Annotated in this window: 15 protein-coding genes; 8 read left to right on the forward strand and 7 right to left on the reverse strand. The window is 68.8% G+C overall.

Going from position 1 to position 18,183, the window contains the following annotated elements:
- Positions 1-34: 34 nt before the first annotated feature.
- Together FB464_RS08265 and FB464_RS08270 are read right to left on the reverse strand one after the other, a co-directional pair.
- The gene (locus FB464_RS08265; protein ID WP_116414286.1) at positions 35-847 is read right to left on the reverse strand and encodes an ABC transporter ATP-binding protein; all 813 of its coding nucleotides are present in this window, start codon (positions 845-847) and stop codon (positions 35-37) included.
- Positions 848-1,005: 158 nt separating this feature from the next.
- Complete coding sequence (locus FB464_RS08270) at positions 1,006-1,662, reverse strand: TetR family transcriptional regulator (protein WP_246092977.1); 657 nt, start codon at positions 1,660-1,662, stop codon at positions 1,006-1,008.
- A 242-nt stretch (positions 1,663-1,904) separates the two neighbouring features.
- Here FB464_RS08270 and FB464_RS08275 point away from each other — a divergent pair, with 242 nt between their 5' ends.
- Positions 1,905-2,921 (forward strand): App1 family protein phosphatidate phosphatase, encoded by a 1,017-nt coding sequence (locus FB464_RS08275; RefSeq protein ID WP_425472444.1) that lies wholly within the window; start codon positions 1,905-1,907, stop codon positions 2,919-2,921.
- 15 nt (positions 2,922-2,936) lie between these two features.
- Positions 2,937-4,019 carry a winged helix DNA-binding domain-containing protein gene (locus FB464_RS08280; protein ID WP_211327342.1) on the forward strand — a complete coding sequence of 361 codons (1,083 nt, stop codon included), beginning with the start codon at positions 2,937-2,939 and terminating at the stop codon, positions 4,017-4,019.
- Positions 4,020-4,082: 63 nt separating this feature from the next.
- Here the strand turns inward: FB464_RS08280 and FB464_RS08285 are convergent, their stop codons facing one another.
- Positions 4,083-4,637, reverse strand: coding sequence for a YceI family protein (locus tag FB464_RS08285; protein ID WP_116414285.1), 555 nt, complete (start codon positions 4,635-4,637; stop codon positions 4,083-4,085).
- 131 nt (positions 4,638-4,768) lie between these two features.
- On the opposite strand from FB464_RS08285, the gene FB464_RS08290 reads away from it, so the two are divergent.
- Positions 4,769-5,401 carry a mycothiol-dependent nitroreductase Rv2466c family protein gene (locus FB464_RS08290; RefSeq protein WP_425472405.1) on the forward strand — a complete coding sequence of 211 codons (633 nt, stop codon included), beginning with the start codon at positions 4,769-4,771 and terminating at the stop codon, positions 5,399-5,401.
- Between the two features lie 51 nt (positions 5,402-5,452).
- On the forward strand, positions 5,453-6,712 hold the full coding sequence (locus FB464_RS08295; protein ID WP_246092979.1) for an aggregation-promoting factor C-terminal-like domain-containing protein: 1,260 nt from the start codon (positions 5,453-5,455) through the stop codon (positions 6,710-6,712).
- A 12-nt stretch (positions 6,713-6,724) separates the two neighbouring features.
- Here the strand turns inward: FB464_RS08295 and FB464_RS08300 are convergent, their stop codons facing one another.
- Positions 6,725-7,558, reverse strand: coding sequence for a polysaccharide deacetylase family protein (locus FB464_RS08300; protein WP_116414284.1), 834 nt, complete (start codon positions 7,556-7,558; stop codon positions 6,725-6,727).
- A 29-nt stretch (positions 7,559-7,587) separates the two neighbouring features.
- Here FB464_RS08300 and FB464_RS08305 point away from each other — a divergent pair, with 29 nt between their 5' ends.
- Positions 7,588-8,484 (forward strand): UbiA family prenyltransferase, encoded by an 897-nt coding sequence (locus FB464_RS08305; RefSeq protein WP_116414283.1) that lies wholly within the window; start codon positions 7,588-7,590, stop codon positions 8,482-8,484.
- Positions 8,485-8,583: 99 nt separating this feature from the next.
- Here FB464_RS08305 and FB464_RS08310 read toward each other — a convergent pair whose 3' ends face one another.
- Positions 8,584-11,283, reverse strand: a complete 2,700-nt coding sequence (locus tag FB464_RS08310) for a DEAD/DEAH box helicase (RefSeq protein WP_116414282.1) — start codon at positions 11,281-11,283, stop codon at positions 8,584-8,586.
- Positions 11,284-11,410: 127 nt separating this feature from the next.
- Here FB464_RS08310 and FB464_RS08315 point away from each other — a divergent pair, with 127 nt between their 5' ends.
- Entirely contained in the window at positions 11,411-12,592 is a 1,182-nt protein-coding gene (locus FB464_RS08315; protein ID WP_116414281.1) for an LLM class flavin-dependent oxidoreductase, read from the forward strand.
- A 131-nt stretch (positions 12,593-12,723) separates the two neighbouring features.
- Here the strand turns inward: FB464_RS08315 and FB464_RS08320 are convergent, their stop codons facing one another.
- Positions 12,724-14,166 (reverse strand): MFS transporter, encoded by a 1,443-nt coding sequence (locus tag FB464_RS08320; RefSeq protein ID WP_281279748.1) that lies wholly within the window; start codon positions 14,164-14,166, stop codon positions 12,724-12,726.
- A gap of 110 nt (positions 14,167-14,276) precedes the next feature.
- Between FB464_RS08320 and FB464_RS08325 the strand changes: the two genes are divergently transcribed.
- A complete protein-coding gene (locus FB464_RS08325) occupies positions 14,277-15,281 on the forward strand; it encodes a LysR family transcriptional regulator (RefSeq protein WP_116414280.1) in 1,005 nt (334 codons plus the stop codon).
- Here FB464_RS08325 and FB464_RS08330 read toward each other — a convergent pair.
- Positions 15,278-16,078: a 3-hydroxybutyrate dehydrogenase gene (locus tag FB464_RS08330; protein WP_116414279.1), complete on the reverse strand. Its 801-nt coding sequence runs from the start codon at positions 16,076-16,078 to the stop codon at positions 15,278-15,280. The genes FB464_RS08325 and FB464_RS08330 overlap by 4 nt on opposite strands.
- 153 nt (positions 16,079-16,231) lie before the next feature.
- Between FB464_RS08330 and FB464_RS08335 the strand changes: the two genes are divergently transcribed.
- Positions 16,232-17,884 carry an SDR family NAD(P)-dependent oxidoreductase gene (locus tag FB464_RS08335; protein WP_116414278.1) on the forward strand — a complete coding sequence of 551 codons (1,653 nt, stop codon included), beginning with the start codon at positions 16,232-16,234 and terminating at the stop codon, positions 17,882-17,884.
- The last annotated feature ends 299 nt before the right edge of the window (positions 17,885-18,183 follow it).

The raw sequence follows: 18,183 nt of genomic DNA on the forward strand, positions 1-18,183 counted from the left end.
CAGTTCTCGACGAGACCGTTCGTCGCCCGCGCACTCATGACTGAAGCACCCCGGTCGGGCGGCCGTCTTCGTCGATGACGACGTTGCGGCCATTCACGACCTCGACCCGGAGGGCGCGGCGGCCACGGTCGGCGCCGATGAAGGTGGCGACGAAGTCGTTTGCAGGCTTGGAGAGGATCTCGGCCGGGGTTCCGGCCTGCGCAATGCGGCCGCCCTTCTCGAGCAGCACGACCTGGTCGCCGAGGAGGAACGCCTCGTCGATGTCGTGGGTGACGAAGACGATCGTCTTGCCGAGGTCGCGCTGGATGCGGATGAGCTCCTGCTGCAGCTCGGAGCGCACGATCGGGTCGACGGCACCGAACGGTTCGTCCATCAGGAGGATGTTGGGGTCTGCCGCGAGCCCCCGGGCCACGCCGACGCGCTGCTGCTGGCCGCCCGAGAGCTGGCTCGGGTAACGCTCGGCCAGCGACCGGTCGAGCCCGACGGTGTCGAGCAGGGTCAGGGCAGCCTCCCGGGCCTCCGACTTCTTCACACCGTTCAGCACGGGCACCGTCGTGACGTTGTCGATCACCTTGCGGTGCGGCAGGAGCCCCGAGTTCTGCATGACGTAACCGATGCTGCGGCGTAACTTCACCGGGTTGAGGGCGTAGATGTCCTCGCCATCGATCTCGATCTCGCCGGAGGTCTTCTCGACCATCCGGTTGATCATGCGGAGGATCGTGGTCTTACCCGAACCCGACGAGCCGACGAGCACCGTCGTCTGCCGGGCCGGAATGACCAGGCTCAGCTCGTCGACCGCGACAGTGCCGTCAGGGAACTTCTTGGTAACCGTGCGGAATTCGATCACGCAGATCTCCAGTCGTCGGAAGGGTCACAGCACGAGCAGTGCGAACCGGTGCGCCAAGCCAAACATCATTCCGGGGAATTGGCAAAGCTGGCTACCGTGCTTGACACAGTGTTACGTGAGCCTCCGACATCCGGAGCGTGAGGTGCTCCGGGCTGCGGCTACTTCTTCGAGGCGGCCTCGAACGACGCGAGGTAGGACGAGACGATGGACCGGGCCTCATCGATGATGCGGGTGTCGCCGGCCTTCTCGCTCACGAACGCGCGCACCAGGAGGGCGTCGGTCATGTTGACGGTCATCTCGAGGTGCAGGGTCAGTTCGGGGCTCGAGTCGACCCCGAAGTCCTGGTCGATGATGGCGGCGAAGGCGTTCGCGATGCGCACGGAACGGATGGACGTGGGCTCGACCTCCGGGTAGGAGACGAGGTCGCCCAGGCGGATCGACGTGAAACCGACCTCTGTGCGGTGCATCTCGACCGAGGTGTCGAAGGCGATCAGCATCATGTCGATCCAGGTCTCCGGCTTGTCGCGGAGGATGTTCTCGCGCGTCTGGCGGAGGAACCTGTCCATGCTGCGGAGGCTCAGGGCCGAGAGCACAGCGATGCGGTCGGGGAAGTATCGGTAGACCGTGCCGATCGACGCGCCGGCGCGCTCGGCGACCATGGCCGTCGTCATGCGCTCGACACCGACCTCCTCGACGACTTCGGCGGCCGCGTCGACGAGGGCCGAGATGCGGGTGGAACTCCGCACCTGGACGGGCTCGTTCCGGACGTTGACCATCTCGAGCAGAGTTTCATCGATCAGTTTACTGAGTGACACTTTTCTGGCCGGCCCCTTCACTTTCGTGTTGCAAGTAAGTCTCATGTTACCCGCTGAGCCTGCGTGCCCAGTGACAAAGCAGGCCGATTCTTGAGAAGTTCTCCATCAATTGGCAGCATTCGTTCCTGAAAACCCGCCACCAGGTGACTTGGTGAGACGTCTGACAGACTGGGACGGTGGCAGACGAACCCGCACGCACCTCACCCTCTTCCCTCTCAGGAACCCGGGTGACCCCCGAGCGCATCCTGCACCGGGCCGCACGCATCGAAGACGCGCTGCACGAATTCCGGGAGAACCGTGCCCGGAAACGCGGCCACCAGACGACCGTCATCCCGTACAAGGGATACGGCTCGACCGAGTGGGTGCGCATCCTGAGCCGTGTGCTGCTGACCCGCGACCGGAAGCCCCACCGCCGCCTGCCGATCATCGGTCGGCGCGAGGAGATGGTGCGCGGCTGGCGGAGTTTCACCGCGGTTCCCATCAACGAGGTCGACGTGACCGTCACCGTCGGCGGGGTCGACCACCAGGTCAAGGCCGACCGCGGCGGCGTGGTCGATGCCGTCGTGCCCGCCTCGCTCGAGCCGGGCTGGCACACCATCACCCTGCGGGCCGAGGACTCGGAGCCCGTCGAATCCCAGGTGTTCATCATCTCGCCCGAAGCGACCTTCGGGGTGGTGTGCGACGTCGACGACACCGTGATGGTCACCGCGCTCCCCCGTCCCCTGCTCGCGGCGTGGAACACCTTCGTTCTCGACGAGCACGCGCGGATGCCCACCCCGGGCATGGCCGTACTGCTCGACCGGCTCGCCTCCGGGCATCCGGGATCCCCCACCATCTACCTCTCCACGGGAGCGTGGAACGTGGCGCCCACGCTCAGCCGGTTCCTGTCGCGGAACCTGTACCCCTCGGGGCCTCTGCTGCTCACCGACTGGGGGCCGACGCACGACCGGCTGTTCCGGAGCGGACGCGAGCACAAACGCGACAACCTGCACCGTCTCGCCGAGGAGTTCCCCACGATGCGGTGGCTGCTGGTCGGCGACGACGGGCAGCACGACGAGGAGATCTATGGCGAGTTCGAGGAACAGCACCCGGACAACGTCGCGGCCATCGCCATCCGGCAGCTCTCGCCGAGCGAAGCCGTGCTGGCCGGCGGCCGGTCGAAGGCCGAGTCGATGAGCGACAAGTCCGATGCCCTCTGGGTGTACTCCCCCGACGGCTCGGGCCTCGCGAAGCAGCTGCGGGCCGCCGACCTGCTCTGAGGGCGGCTGACAGCTGTGAAGACACGCGACGCGAACACCCTGGCCCGGCTGCGACTGGTGAGGCAGGGCATCCAGCCGGCCACTTCACCGGGCGTCGTCGACGTGGTGCGGCAGCTCGCCGCGATGCAGGCGCAGGATCTGCCCGGGGCGAAGTGGTCGGTCGCCCTCCGCTCCCCCGGCGCCACACTGGCCGGCGTCGACGCCGCCCTGAACAGCGGGCAGGTCGTGCGGTCGTGGCCGTTCCGCGGCACGCTGCATTTCGTCGCCGCCGAAGACCTCGAGTGGATGCTCGACCTCACCGCCGCGCGCACGGTGACCAGCGTCGGCGCACGCTTCCGACAGCTCGGGCTCGACAGTGCCACCCTCGAGAAGTCGAGGGCCGTCGCCACAGAGGCGCTCGAGGGCGGACGGGCACTGGCGCGTGACGCCCTGTTCACCTCGTTCCATGAGCACGGCATCGACACGGCCCAGAACCGGGGATCGAACATCCTCTGGTATCTCAGCCACACGAAGACCCTTTGCTTCGGGCCGATGATCGGCAACGCGCAGGCGCTCGTTCTGCTCGATGAGTGGATCGAGCATCCACGCCGCCTGGGTCACGACGACGGCGTGCGCGAACTCGTACGGCGCTACTTCACCAGCCACGGCCCCGCGTCGCTCCGCGATTTTCTCTGGTGGTCGAACCTGCTGAAGAGCGACGCGCAGGCCGGGCTCGACGCGGCGCGCCACGACCTAGAGTCGCTCACCGTCGACGGTGTCGAGTACTGGATGCCCGAGGGATCGCTCGCGGAGGCACCTGTGCGCCCGGCGGTACACCTGCTGCCGGGCTTCGATGAGTACCTGCTCGGCTACGCCGACCGCAGCGCCGTGCTCGCGGCGGAGTACTCCGAGCGGATCGTGCCGGGCGGAAACGGGATGTTCCTGCCCACCATCGTGGCCGGCGGCCGTGTCGTCGGGACGTGGTCGCGGAAGGCCGGCGCGTCGCGTGTCAGCGTGACGCCGTCGCCGTTCGAGCCGCTGAGCGTCGCGCAGTCCGCGGGCGTAGCCCGTGCGGCATCCCGTTACGCCGCGTACCTCGGCCTGCCGCTCGCCCCCTGACGACGAAGGCCGCCGGCTCTCCGTGAGGGAGCCGACGGCCGGGGGACGCGGTAGCGCTGCGGGCTACGCCTGGAGCGACGCCTGCAGGTCGATCGTGATGGTGACGTCGTCGCCGACGAGCACTCCGCCGGCCTCGAGCGGAGCGTTCCAGTTCACGCCGAAGTCGTTGCGGTTGATGACCGTCTTGGCGGTCAGGCCCAGCTTGTAGTTGCCGTAGAGGTCGTTGCCGAAGCCACCGAACTCGACGTCGAACGTGACCGGCTTGGTGACGCCCTTGATCGTGAGGTCGCCGGTGACCTTCAGGTCGTCCTTCTCGGCGACGACACTGTTCGAGACGAACGTGATGGTCGGGAACTCGGGGGCGTTGAAGAAGTCGTTCGTGCGGAGGTGACCGTCACGGTTGGCGTCACCGGTGTTGATGGACTCGACCTCGGCCGAGGCGGTGAGCTTGGTGTCGAGGGGGCTCTCGCCGGTCACGAAGGTGGCGTCGAACTTCTCGAACTTGCCCTTGACCTTGCTGATCAGCAGGTGGCGGACGCTGAACGCGACCTCGCTGTGCGAGGGGTCGATGGTCCAGGTGCCCGCTTTGTGGCCGGGGATCGTGTAGGTGTCAGTCATGGTTTCTTCCTTCTGAGCCGAATCGCGAAAACTTGTAAGTACAACAATAGCGACAACCCGTGAAAGAACAAGGGGGTGTCCATGCGAATGTATCGAATTGTCACATTGTCCTCCGAGAGTGGCAGAGTGTGATGATGGCTGAGCAAACAACACGTGTCGAGTTCTGGTTCGATCCCTCCTGCCCCTGGGCCTGGATGACATCGAGGTGGGTCGACGAAGTCGCCACGCACCGCGACCTCGACATCACCTGGCGCATCATGAGCCTCGCGATCCTGAACGAGAACAACGACGTGAGCGAGGCCTACAAGGCCTTCTTCCCGCGCGCCCTCCGCTACGCGCAGCTCGTCGCCGCGGTGAAGGAGTTGAAGGGGCAGGAGTTCGTCAAGCCGCTCTACGATGCTCTCGGCACCCGGATCCACCTCGGGCAGCGAACCGACGTCGACGCCGTGATCGCCGAGTCCCTCGAGGAGGCCGGCCTGCCCGCTGAACTCGCTGACGAGGCACCGGATGCCGCTGGCGGGGCACCGTTCCGTTTCGAGACCGAACTGCGGGCCTCCCACTCGAGCGGCATCGACCTCGTCGGGCAGGACGTCGGCACGCCCATCCTCTCGGTCGACGGGATCGCCTTCTTCGGGCCGGTCATCTCCCCTGCCCCGACCGGCGACGTGGCGCTGAAGCTGTGGGACGGCATCGTCGCCGCGGCGAGCTACGACGGCTTCTTCGAGCTCAAGCGGAGCCGCACGCGCGACCCGATCTTCAGCTGATCGGCAGCGTGGGCATCCCCGTTTTCACCCGGCTTCGCATAGCGTAGAACCATGAAACGATCGCTGCGCCTCGTCGTCGCCGCCGCCCTGGCGGTCTCGGCGGGTGTCGCGATGCCCGTCGCGGCCTCCGCATCGCCCGCCGAGAGCGGGTCAGTGAGCACCTCCGCAAGGTCCGCAGCGACGACGACAGCGACGGGTGCGGCGGCCACCCCGGGCATCCTCTCGCTGGCCGTGCATGCCGCCGCCGTACGCACGGACTACCCCAGCTGGGACGACGTCAACGCCGCGAAGCAGAACGAGGCGACGAAGGCCGCCGAGGTGCAGAACATCACCGGGCTGATCGGCGAACTCCAGCAGCAGGCGGCCGAGCTCGGCGACGTGGCGGTGCAGAAGGGCAACGAATACCTGAACGCGCAGGCCGCCCTGCAGTCCGCGACACAGACGGCAGACGACTCGCGCCAGCGCGCCGACGAGGCCACGGCGAAAGCCGCCTCGGCGAAGACGCAGTTCGCCCAGCTCACCGTCGAGCTGTATCGCTCGGGCGGCAACCAGACGGCGAACCTGTTTCTCAGCGGGTCGCAGGCCGGCACCCTGCTCGACCAGCTCGGCACGCTGAGCAAGCTCACCGAGCAGTCCGCCCGGCTCAGTTCCCTCGCGACCTCGACCCAGAACCTCGCAACCACCCTGAACTCGCAGGCGGCGATCGCCGAAGAGGCCCGCACCCAGCTGGCGGACGCCGCGCAGCAGGCCTCGGCCGACGCCCAGGCCGCCGAACAGGCTGCCGATGCCGAGGTCTCCGCCCAGCAGGCGCAGAGCGACATCCTCTTCGCCCAGCTCGCCAGCCTGAAGGACACCACCGCCGCGGTCGAGCAGAACTACCAGCTGGGCGTGCAAGCGGCGAAGGATGCCGCTGCCGCAGCGGCCGCGAAGGAGGAGGCCGCGAACCAGGGCGACGGCAACGGCAACGACAGCAGCGCTCCCCCGGCCGGCCTCGTCAGCGACCCCCAGGGCGCGAAGAACTATGCGCAGGCCCAGGTGAGTGCGCGCGGCTGGGGTTCCGACCAGTTCCAGTGCCTCGTGAACCTGTGGAACCGCGAATCGGGCTGGCGCCTGAACGCCTACAACGAGTCGAGCGGTGCGTACGGCATCCCGCAGTCGCTGCCGGGCAACAAGATGGCCTCGGCCGGGGCCGACTGGCGCACGAACGCCGCCACGCAGGTCAACTGGGGCCTAGCCTACATCTCCGGCCGATACGGCAACCCCTGCGGCGCGTGGGCGCACTCGCAGAACACGAACCCGCACTGGTACTGAGCGGCCCAGAACCTACGGCTTCAGGAAGACGTCGTCGAGCGTCACTGTCTGCAATCCTCTGCTCTGGATGATCTGCTGCAGTTCCGGGAAGACCTTCGTCACCGGGTCGTAGTTCAGGTGCCCGATGACGATGTGCTGCGGGAGGAACCACTCGTCCGCGAACCCGACGATCTGGTCGGGGGTGATGTGACTCGAGTCGGAGAGCGACCCGTACCAGAGCACCGGTGTCGTGTAGCCGATGCTCGCGGCGAGCCGGTCGGTGCGGTGGTTGCGGTACCCGTAGGGCGGGCGGTAGTACGGGCGCACATCCACGCCGTAGGTGTCTTCAAGGAAGTCGTGGTTCTTCTGCAACTGCTCGATGACCTCGTCGTCGGAGGCCTCGGTGAGGTCGACGTGGTTGAAGGTGTGGTTGCCGAGCTGGATCTGGCCGGAGGCCACGAGGGGGCGGAGCAGTTCGGCGTTCTCCGTCCAGCCCTCGCGGGAGCCGTTTGCGAAGAAAGTCAGCCGGGTGCCCGACGCCTGGGCGAACTCGACATAGCGGCGGATGACGTCGCTGTCGGAGCCGTCGTCGACCGTCCAGGCGAGGAGGTCGCCGGTGCCGGGGAGTTCGGTGAGGGCCCCGTCTGGCAGGGCGACCCTCTCGAGGTGCGGGCCGGTGGGGGTGGGTGTCGGGGTGGGAGTGGGCGTCGGGGTCGGTTTCGGCGTGAAGCTCGGCTTCGGAGTCGCGGTCGGTGTCGCGGAAGCGCCGGTCGACGGGCCGGCGGGAGGCGTCTGGCCGACCGCACAGGCTGTCAGCGTGGAAGCGACACCTGCTGCGGCTAGGGTGAGGAAGAGGCGACGCTGCACGCCTAAACCGTAGTGGCCCGGAGGGTTTGATGAGCAAGCTTCACGGCGACGACGCGTCCGATGACGCGAACGGGCCTTTCGACGGCCACGGAAGTCGCGGCAGGTCACCGATCGAGGCGCTCGTGGGCGCTTCGCACCCCGGACCGACCGTGGCCGTGACCGCCCTGGCGGTCATCCTCTCGATCGCGACCGGGCTGGAACTGCCGCGCATCATCGAGCTGGGACTCGCCGTGTTCGTCGGCCAGCTCGCCATCGGCTGGTCGAACGACTGGCTCGACGCCCGCCGCGATTCCGCCGTGGGCCGCACCGACAAGCCGATCGCGGCGGGTGAGATCTCGGCCCGCTCCGTGCGCACCGCGTTCATCGTGGCGGCGGTGGCGACCATCCCGCTCTCCTTCCTGCTCGGCGTCGATGCGGCCATCCCGCACCTCGTGCTCGTCGCGTCGGGGCTCGCCTACAACATCGGCGTGAAGAAGACCGCCTACTCGTGGCTGCCGTACATGCTGAGCTTCGGCCTGCTGCCGACCGTCGTGACGCTCGCCGGCCGCCCCCCGGCCGAGGCGGAGTGGTGGGTCATCGCGACCGGGGCGCTGCTGGGACTCGCCGCGCACCTCACCAACGTGCTGCCCGATCTCGACGCCGACCGGAAGACGGGCATCCGGGGCCTGCCGCACCGGCTCGGGCTCCGCCCCTCGGGGGTCGCGGCGTTCGTCTCGCTGCTCGTCGCGTCGCTGGCGATCCTGGTCGGGGCCGGCCCGCACATCGTGACGGTCGCCGGTCTCGTGCTGAGCGTCGCCGTGGCCGCGATCGGGATCCGGCTGGTGCTGACCCGACCGCCCGGCCGGCTGCTGTTCCAGCTGATCATCGTCGGCGCTCTCATCGACGTGCTGCTCCTCGCCCTGTCAGGCTCGCGCCTGAAGGTCTAGAGCATCGAGTCGGGAGTTCCGGTCGCTCTGCGGCTGGTTTTCCGACAGAAACCCCCGAGTCGATCTGGCGCGCGGCGGGGGCGGGGGGCGGATGTCGCGCTAGAGGCGGTTCACGCCGGTGACGTGGATGATCGCCACACCCTCCTCGGCCGACGCCGCCAGGTCGACCTCCGCGTCGATACCCCAGTCGTGGTCGCCCTCGGGGTCGTCGAAGGTCTGGCGCACGATCCACACATCGCGGCGCTCCTGGATCGTGATCAGGGAGGCGCTCCGCGCATCCGCGCCCACCCCGATGGTGTCGTACTCGCCGTAGTAGCCGTCGAGCCCCGTGGCCCAGGCGTCGCGGCTGAAGCCCAGCGGAGCATCCAGTTCGCCCAGATCGTCGACCTTGTCGAGCGCCGCCAGCTGCACTCGCTTGAACAGCTCGTTCCGCACGAGGATGCGGAAGGCACGCGGGTTCGACACCACGCTGTGCGGCGTCGGCGGCAGCACGGCGGTGACCCCCCGGCCCTGCGCCGCGATGTCGTCGGCCTCCCCCTGCACCTCGGCGGGGTTCGTGAGTTCCTCCCACTCGTCGAGCAGGCTCGAATCGACCTGGCGCACGAGCTCGCCGAGCCATTCGATGAGGTCGACGAGATCGTCGCTCTTCGCCTCATCGGGGATGGTCGACCGGGCGGCCTTGAAGGCATCCGAGAAGTACCGGAGCACCAGGCCTTCCGAACGGTTCAGCTTGTAGTAGCCGATGTAGTCGTTGAACGTCATCGCGCGCTCGTACATGTCACGCACGACGGTCTTCGGGCTCAGCTCGAAGTCCCCCACCCACGGCTGCGACGCCTTGTAGATCTCGAACGCGGCATCCAGCAGCTCCTCGAGCGGCTTCGGGTGGGTGATCTGTTCGAGCAGCTCCATGCGCTGGTCGTATTCGATGCCCTCGGCCTTCATCGCGGCAACGGCTTCACCCTTGGCCTGGAACTGCTGGGCACTGAGCACCGGCCGCGGATCGTCGAGCGTGGCCTCGACCACGGAGATCAGGTCGAGCGCGTAGGTCGGTGCGTCGAGGTTGATGAGCTCGAAAGCGGCGAGCGCGAACGGGGAGAGCGGCTGGTTGAGCGCGAAGTTCGGCTGCAGGTCGACGGTGAGGCGGATGGCCACCCGACCCTCCGCGTCAGGCGGCAGCTGCTCGACGATCTCGGCGGTGCGGAGGGTGCGGTAGATCGCGAGAGCCTGCCGTTCGAGCTCGAGCTGGCGGGCGCGGGGCTCGTGGTTGTCCTCGAGCAGGGCGCGCGTCGTGGCGAAGGCGTCGAAGAAGCCATCGGCGCTCGAGGTGGCTCCCGCACCGGATGTCGCGGCTGTTCCTCCCCCGCCGCGGCCACCCGCGCCGCCCGCACCGGGCCCGCGGCCACCCTCCGACCCGCGGCCGATGATGTTCAGCAGCATAGCGTGGTTGATCTGCATGCTGCTGGTCAGAGTTTCGGGCTCGGCGCCGATGAGCCGGTTGAAGCTGGGCTCGCCCCAGCTCACGAACCCCTCCGGCGCCCGCTTGCGGACGACCTTCTTCAGCTTTTTCGGGTCGTCGCCGGCCTTCGCGATGAGCCGCGCGTTCTCGGTCTCGTGCTCGGGTGCCTGGGCGACGACGGTTCCCGCAGTGTCGAACCCGGCGCGGCCCGCGCGACCCGCTATCTGGTGGAATTCGCGCGCGGTGAGCTGGCGCATCCGCACGCCGTCGAATTTCGTCAACGCCGTCAGCAGCACGGTGCGGATCGGCACGTTGATGCCGACGCCGAGCGTGTCGGTGCCGCAGATCACGCGGAGCAACCCGCGCTGGGCGAGCTGCTCGACGAGGCGCCGGTATTTCGGCAGCATCCCCGCGTGGTGCACGCCGATCCCGGCCCTGATCAGCCGTGACAGGGTGCGGCCGAAGTTCGTCGTGAAGCGGAAGTCGCCGATCGCATCGGCGATCTCGTCGCGCTGCTCCCGGCTGACGATACGGATGCTCGACAGCGCCTGCGCCCGTTCGAGGGCCGCGAGCTGGGAGAAGTGCACGATGTACACCGGGGCCTGGCCGGTCTTCAGCAGGTCTTCGACCGTCTCGTGCACCGGGGTCGTCGCGTAGTAGTAGTTGAGCGGAACCGGCCGCTCGACACCCGTCACGACGGCGGTCTCGCGGTTCGTGCGGCGCGTCAGGTCTTTCGTCAGCCACGTCACGTCGCCGAGCGTCGCCGACATCAGGATGAACTGCACCCGCGGCAGCGTCAGCAGCGGAACCTGCCACGCCCAGCCGCGCTCGGGGTCTGAGTAGAAGTGGAACTCGTCCATCACGACCTGGTCGACCGGAGCATCCGCACCGTGCCGAAGGGCGATGTTCGCGAGGATCTCAGCCGTACAGCAGATGATCGGAGCGTCGGCGTTGACGCTCGAATCCCCCGTCACCATGCCGACGTTGGCGGCCCCGAAGATCTCGACGAGGGCGAAGAACTTCTCGCTGACGAGCGCCTTGATGGGTGCGGTGTAGAAGGTGCGGCGGCCGTCGGCGAGCGCCGCGAAGTGCGCGGCGACCGCGACCAGGGACTTTCCGGTGCCGGTCGGCGTGCTGAGGATGAGGTTGTTGCCGGAGACGATCTCGATGATCGCCTCCTCCTGGGCCGGATACAGGGTGAGGCCTCGGGATGCCGTGTACTCCGTGAAGCGCTCGAACAGCTCGTCGGGGTCGGCCGTCTCGCCCGTCGCGGGGAGGTCGGGCAGGTAGTTGACCAGCGAGAGGGTGTCGGATGCGCGGGGGGTGGTGGGGGCATCCGTCATGCTTCGATCATGCCCTACTCCTCGCGGGGCCTGCCGTCCACCCTCGCCGCGCACGTCTCGGCTTCGACCCGGATCGCCATAAGATGTAGCTACAACTATTTCTGCGACAACTTTCGGGGCCACTCTCATGCAGCTCAGCTTTCTCTCGTTCATTCCGAACCATGCCGGCCCGGCCGGTGCCGCAGCGGCGCTCGAGAACGGGCTGCAGCTTTTCCGGTTCGCTGAAGAACTCGGCTACGACACGGGGTGGGTGCGCGTGCGGCACTTCGAGCCGTACCTCTCGAGCCCGATGACCTTCCTGGCGGCGGTGTCGCAGCGCACCTCGCGCATGCACTTCGGCACGGGCGTGCTGCCGATGCGTTACGAAGACCCGATCCGGGTCGCTGAGGACGCGTCGACGCTCGACCTGTTGAGTGGCGGTCGGCTGGAGCTCGGGCTCTCGAGCGGGATCCCCACCCCGGGCATCCTCGACCCCGTGTTTGGATCGTCGCCGCTCGGCTTCTCGGCCGAAGCCCAGAAGCGGGTGCTGCGGCTTCGCGCGGCCCTGGAGGGTGCGGCGCTGGTGAACAGCGGCAGCGGCTTCATGAGCATCCCCGCCGACACCGACCTGCGCGTGTCGCCCTCGGCGCCCGGGCTGCCCGAGCGGCTCTGGTACGGGGCCGGCACGGTGTCGAGTGCGGCGCGCACGGGCGCGCAGGGCTTCGACCTGCAGGTGTCGACGTTGAACAGCGAGGAGACCGGGGTGTCGTTCGAAGAGGGGCAGCTGGCGCAGATCCGGGCCTACCGCGAGGCGTACGCCGCGCGGGGCGGGCGGCCGGCTCCGAATGTCGCGGCCGGGGTCGCCCGGAACGGTGCCGCCGGGCATCCGGTCGCCGCGGCCGTCAGGCATCTGACCGCCGGGGCCGTCACCCGCGACCCGCGCATCACCGCCGGACGCATCATCGTGCCGCTCGAGACCGACGCGGACCGGGCCGAGCACCGTGCCTTCATCGAGGGCTATCGCTCGGGGATGTACGCCGACGGGCGTCACCACGACCCGAACGTTCCGCTGCGTTTCAGCCGCATCTTCGACGGTTCGCCCGAGCGGATCACGGATGACCTGCTGGCCGACCGCGCGCTGGCCGAGTCGACGCAGCTGATGGTGACGCTGCCGGCGGAGGGGTCGCTCGCGGCGCACAAGCGCATCCTCCGCACGGTCGCGGAGCGGATCGCGCCGCACCTCGGCTGGGCCGGCGATGCCCGGCCCGCGGCGACCGCCGCAGCGGCGACGGCGGCGGCGGCGGCACCGGGCTACGGCACCGCGGCCTGAGCTCGGCGCATCTGAGCGCACCCTCCGAACCCCGTCCGGGAGGAGCCCAGCCGATCCGGCGCCAAGAGCGACCCGGCTCGGCCCAGCTCCTCCCGAACGGAGGTGACGCGGCGCGTCAGCGGCGGGGCGCGTCAGCGGCGGGCGGTCGCGGTAGTGGTGCCGGCGGCGGAACCCACGCCGGCCGCGGCCGGCACCGTGCCGGGCACGGCCAGCCCGAACCGCTCCGCGTCGTCGGCGTCGATCCGGCGGAGCGACGCGCCCTTCGTCTCCTTCAGCGTCAGCACCGTGATCGCGGTGATGATGCAGGCCGCCAGAATGTAGAGCGCCACGGGGATCCACGATCCGTAGGCCTGCAGCAGCGCCACGGCGATGATCGGCGCGAGCGACCCGGCGAGGATGGACGTCACCTGGTAGCCGAGCGAGACACCCGAGTAGCGCATCCGGGTCGGGAACATCTCGGCCATGATCGCGGGCTGTCCGGCGTACATGAAGGCGTGGAAGCAGAGCCCGATCGTCACCGCGAACACGATCACGGCCGGGTTCAGCGTGTCGAAGAGCGGGAAGGCGAAGAACGCCCAGCTCGCCCCGAGAACGGCGCCGATGAAGTACACGGGCTTCCGGCCGATGCGGTCGGCGAGTCGGCCGACCTGCGGGATGACCGCGAAGTGCACGGCGTGCGCGATGAGCAGCGCCAGCAACAACTGCTTCGTGTCGTACTTGTGCACCGTCGACAGGTAGACGATCGTGAAGCTGACGATGATGTAGTAGAGGATGTTCTCCGCGAACCGGAGGCCCATCGCCTGCAGTACGCCCTTGGGGTAGCGGCGGATGACCTCGCGCACTCCGTAGCTCTTCGCCTTCTCGGCTTCGACGGCCGCTCGCGCTTCGAGGAAGATCGGCGCCTCGGTGACGTGGGTGCGGATGTAGTAGCCGACCACCACGATCACAGCCGACAGCCAGAACGCGATGCGCCAGCCCCAGCTCAGGAACTGGTCGTTCGGCAGCACGGCCGCCGTCACCAGCAGCACCAGCGTGGCGAGGAGGTTGCCGACCGGCACGGCCGCCTGGGGCCAGCTCGCCCAGAACGCCCGCGACTTGTCGGGGCTCTGCTCGGCGACCAGCAGAACGGCGCCGCCCCACTCGCCGCCGACGGCGAAGCCCTGCACGAACCGCAGCACCACGAGCAGTGCGGGAGCGAGGTAGCCGACCGTGTTGAAGCCGGGCAGGCAGCCCATCAGGAAGGTCGAAACGCCGACCAGGATGATCGTGACCTGCAGGGTGTGCTTGCGGCCGAGCTTGTCGCCGATGTGGCCGAACACGATCCCGCCGAGCGGACGGGCCACAAAGCCCACCGCGTAGGTGATGAAGGCGGCGATGATGCCGTCGAGCGCCGTGTTGGCGTTCGGGAAGAAGAACTTGCCGAAGACGAGGCTGGCCGCGGTGGCGTAGAGGAAGAACTCGTACCACTCGACGACCGTGCCGACCATCGACGCGGCGACGATCTTCTTGAGTCCGGATGATCGGGGCGGGTCGGCCTTCGAGGTGCGGCCTGTGGGGCCGGTGGATGCGCTCACGCGGGGTCTCCTTCTGTCGTCGTTGACGTGGTGGGCTGCACTGAGTATTCCTGCAGCAAAACCGGGCGGCAATAGCCGGTTGCGCAGAGGGCGTGTGCATACTTGCAGATATGGATGATGCAGCCCGACCGAGTGGGCGAGGCGGGCCGGAGCGGCTGCCCGGTGCACTGAACCCCAACCCCGACGACCTGCTGGTGCTTCTCGCCGTCTCGCGGAGCGGCCGGTTCACCACAGCGGCAGAGTCCCTCGGGCTGAACCACACCACGGTGTCACGCCGCATTGCCGCGCTCGAGGCGGCCCTGGGGGGCCGCGTGCTCGCCCGCACGCCCGGCGGGTGGCAGCTCACCGAGCGGGGCGGCGACGCCGTGCGGGCCGCCGAGGAGGTCGAGAGCGCGCTCCGGGCGCTCAGCCACGACCCCTCCGGGCCGACCCGGCTGAGCGGGGTGGTGCGACTCTCGGCCACTGACGGTTTCAGCGCCTACATCGCCGCCCCGGCGATCGCAGGCCTCCAGCAGAGACATCCACAGCTCAGCGCCGAGATCGTGACGGTCACTCGCCGCGCCCAGCAGCACCGCTCGGGGCTCGACATCGAGGTCGTGGTCGGCGAGCCGCAGGTGCACCGGGCCGAGTCGCACCTGCTCGGCGAGTACGCGCTCGGCATGTACGCCTCGCGCTCCTACCTCGATGCGCACGGCGCACCCGCGACGGCCGAGGAACTCGTCGCGCGGCCCCTCGTCTACTTCATCGATTCGATCCTGCAGGTCGATGACCTCGATGCACCCCGGCGGCTGGTGCCCGGGATGCGCGACGGGATCAGTTCGACGAACGTGTTCGTGCACGTCGAGGCGACCCGGGCGGGGGCCGGTATCGGTTTTCTGCCGTGCTACATGGCCGACCGGCATCCCGATCTGGTGCGCCTGCTGCCGGCGCAGTACGACGAACGACTCCCCTACTGGATGGTCGTGCGCTCGGAATCGCTGCGGCAACCCGCTGTGGCCGCCGTCGCCGACGCGCTGCGGGAGCGCACCAGAGCGATGGCGCCGGCGCTCGCGGGCGGCGGGGCGGACGGGGGTTCGGGCGCCGGTCCGGGCGGCGGTTCGGGCGCCGGTTCCTAGCGCGCCGACCAGCCGCCGTCCATCGTGTAGCTCGCCCCGGTCACCATCGCCGCCTCGTCGGCGGCCAGCCAGGCGACCAGCGCCGCCACCTCGCGCGGTTCGACGAGGCGCTTGATCGCGCTCTCGGTGAGCATGATCGAACTGAGCACCTCGGACTCCGGGATGCCGTGCAGTGCCGCCTGGTCGGCGAGCTGCTTCTCGACCAGCGGTGTGCGCACGTACCCCGGGTTCACGCAGTTGCTCGTGACACCCCGCTCGCCGCCCTCCAGCGCTGTGGTCTTCGACAGGCCCTCGAGCCCGTGTTTCGCCGAGACGTACGCGCTCTTGAACGGCGAGGCGCGGAGCCCGTGCACCGACGAGACGTTGATGATCCGCCCGAAGCCGCGCTCGTACATGCCGGGCAGCGCGGCCCTGATCAGGAGGAACGGCGCCTCGAGCATCAGGCGCAGGATGCCGCGGAACTCCTCCACCTCGAAGGTCTCGATCGGGCTCACCCTCTGGATGCCCGCGTTGTTCACCAGGATGTCGATGTTCCCGAGCTCCGGAGCGAGCGCGGCATCGGTCAGCGCAGAGGTCTCCTGCAGATCGACCACCCAGCTGCTGCCGCCGATGGCCGAGGCCACGCGGTCGGCCTGCCGGGCTTCCCGGTCAGCGATGACGACCTCCGCACCACGGGCAGCGAGCGCCCGCGCCGTGGCCTCGCCGATGCCGGAACCACCGCCTGTCACGAGCGCCCGTCTGCCGGCCAGTGCGGCGGTGACGGTGGCAGTGGCGGTGTCGATCGGATGCTCGGTCATCAGTGTCTCCTGGCGTTCGCCACGATCCCATCCATTGGGCTCGGTGAACTCCCCGAGTCTCGCCCGTGCGTTCCGGAGCGTCAACGGACGAATCTGCAGAGCCCGTGTGTGTTTTTGCAGACTTACCGGCCGCGGGTAGAGTTCTTCGAGCCCATGACTACTCCCGTGCCAGAACTGCCCGAATCGTCTCCCGAGGCGACATCCACCGCACAGGGCATCGACCAGCACGAGCTGGAGGTCGCCCTCCGCGTTCTGGCGAGCCTGCACGAGCTCGACGACGAGCATCCGGATTTCATCGCCGTGCGCCGCGCCACCGCCAAGATGTTCAAATCGGTCAAGAAGAACCGTCGCGACGAGAAGCGCGACGCCATCGCGAACGCCGACCGCAGCGTGATCGCCAACACCGCCACGGGCGCCCCCGACCGCATCGACGACGAGACGCGTGGAGTGCAGCTCGCCGCCATCACGACCGCGCCCACCGCCGGCACGCTCATCAAGTCGCGCCCCTGCTACATCTGCAAGCAGCACTACACCCAGGTCGACGCGTTCTACCACCAGCTCTGCCCTTCGTGCGCAGCGAAGAGCCACGCAAAGCGGGATGCCCGCACCGACCTCACCGGGAAGCGCGCGCTGCTCACCGGCGGCCGCGCCAAGATCGGCATGTACATCGCGCTCCGCCTGCTGCGGGATGGCGCGCACACCACCATCACGACCCGGTTCCCGCGCGACGCCGTACGCCGGTTCTCGAGCCTCCCCGACTCGGGCGACTGGCTGCACCGGCTGAAGATCGTCGGGATCGACCTCCGCGACCCGGCGCAGGTCATCGGGCTCGCCGAGACCGTCGCCGCGGCCGGGCCGCTCGACATCCTGATCAACAACGCCGCCCAGACGGTGAAACGCTCCCCCGGGTCGTACGCGCCGCTGGCCGAAGCGGAACTCGAGCCGCTTCCCGACGGGCCCGTGCCGGAGATGATCACGTTCGGGCACACGAACGACGCTCACCCGCAGGCGCTCGCGGCCTCGGTGGCCGCGCATCCGCTGCTGCAGCGGGCTGCCGCGGTCGCCCCGGCGGCTGCCGCGCTGGGGCTCGCCCCGCTCGGGCGCACCGGCGGCGTGTCCGACGCGGACGCTAACGCCGAACTGGTCGGATCCGAGTTGCTCGGGGCCGCCCTGGCGGGCGCCGGACTCACGCCGGGCGAACTGAGCGCCGACGAACTCTCCGGGCTGGCGCTGGCCGCCGGATCCTCTTCACTGTCGCGCCTCGCCGCGGGAACGGCCATCGATGCCGGCGGGCTCGTGCCGGACACACACCACGAGAACAGCTGGACGCAAGCCGTCCAGGACGTCGACCCGCTCGAGATGCTCGAGGTGCAGCTCTGCAACACGACGGCGCCGTTCCTGCTCGTGTCGCGGCTGCGACCGTCGCTCGCCGCCGGGGCATCGGCTGCGGCATCCGGTCGCGCGTACATCGTGAATGTGTCGGCGATGGAGGGCGTGTTCGCTCGCGGATACAAGGGCCCCGGGCATCCGCACACCAATATGGCCAAGGCCGCGCTCAACATGCTCACCCGCACGAGCGGCAAGGAGATGCTGACCGACGGCATCCTGATGACGAGCGTCGACACCGGCTGGATCACGGACGAACGCCCGCACCCGACCAAGGTGCGGCTCGCGGAGGAAGGCTTCCACGCGCCCCTCGACCTCGTCGACGGCGCCGCCCGCGTCTACGACCCCGTCGTGCGCGGCGAGGCCGGCGAGGACCTCTCCGGCGTGTTCCTCAAGGACTACGCCCCCTCTCCCTGGTGATCTTGCGGCGCGTTGCGCTTCGCGCACCGCGCACGCGCTTGTCTTGACGGGGCGGCGACCTCGGAACAATGCCGTATTGGCGCGGAGGGCGCGGACGCGCTGCGCGCGCTGCCCCCCTGATTTTTGTCGAGTGGGCGATTTGGGCCCCAAAACGCGGTTTTTGGGGCCCGAACTGCCCTCTCGATCGGCAACCGGACGAGTGGGTGGGACGAGTGCGCGCGGCGACCGGTCGAGTGGGCGATTTGGGCCCTAAAACGCGGCTCTTGGGGCCCAAACTGCCCACTCAAGTGATGGTGGGT

Source organism: Subtercola boreus (assembly GCF_006716115.1).
Taxonomy (GTDB): domain Bacteria; phylum Actinomycetota; class Actinomycetes; order Actinomycetales; family Microbacteriaceae; genus Subtercola; species Subtercola boreus.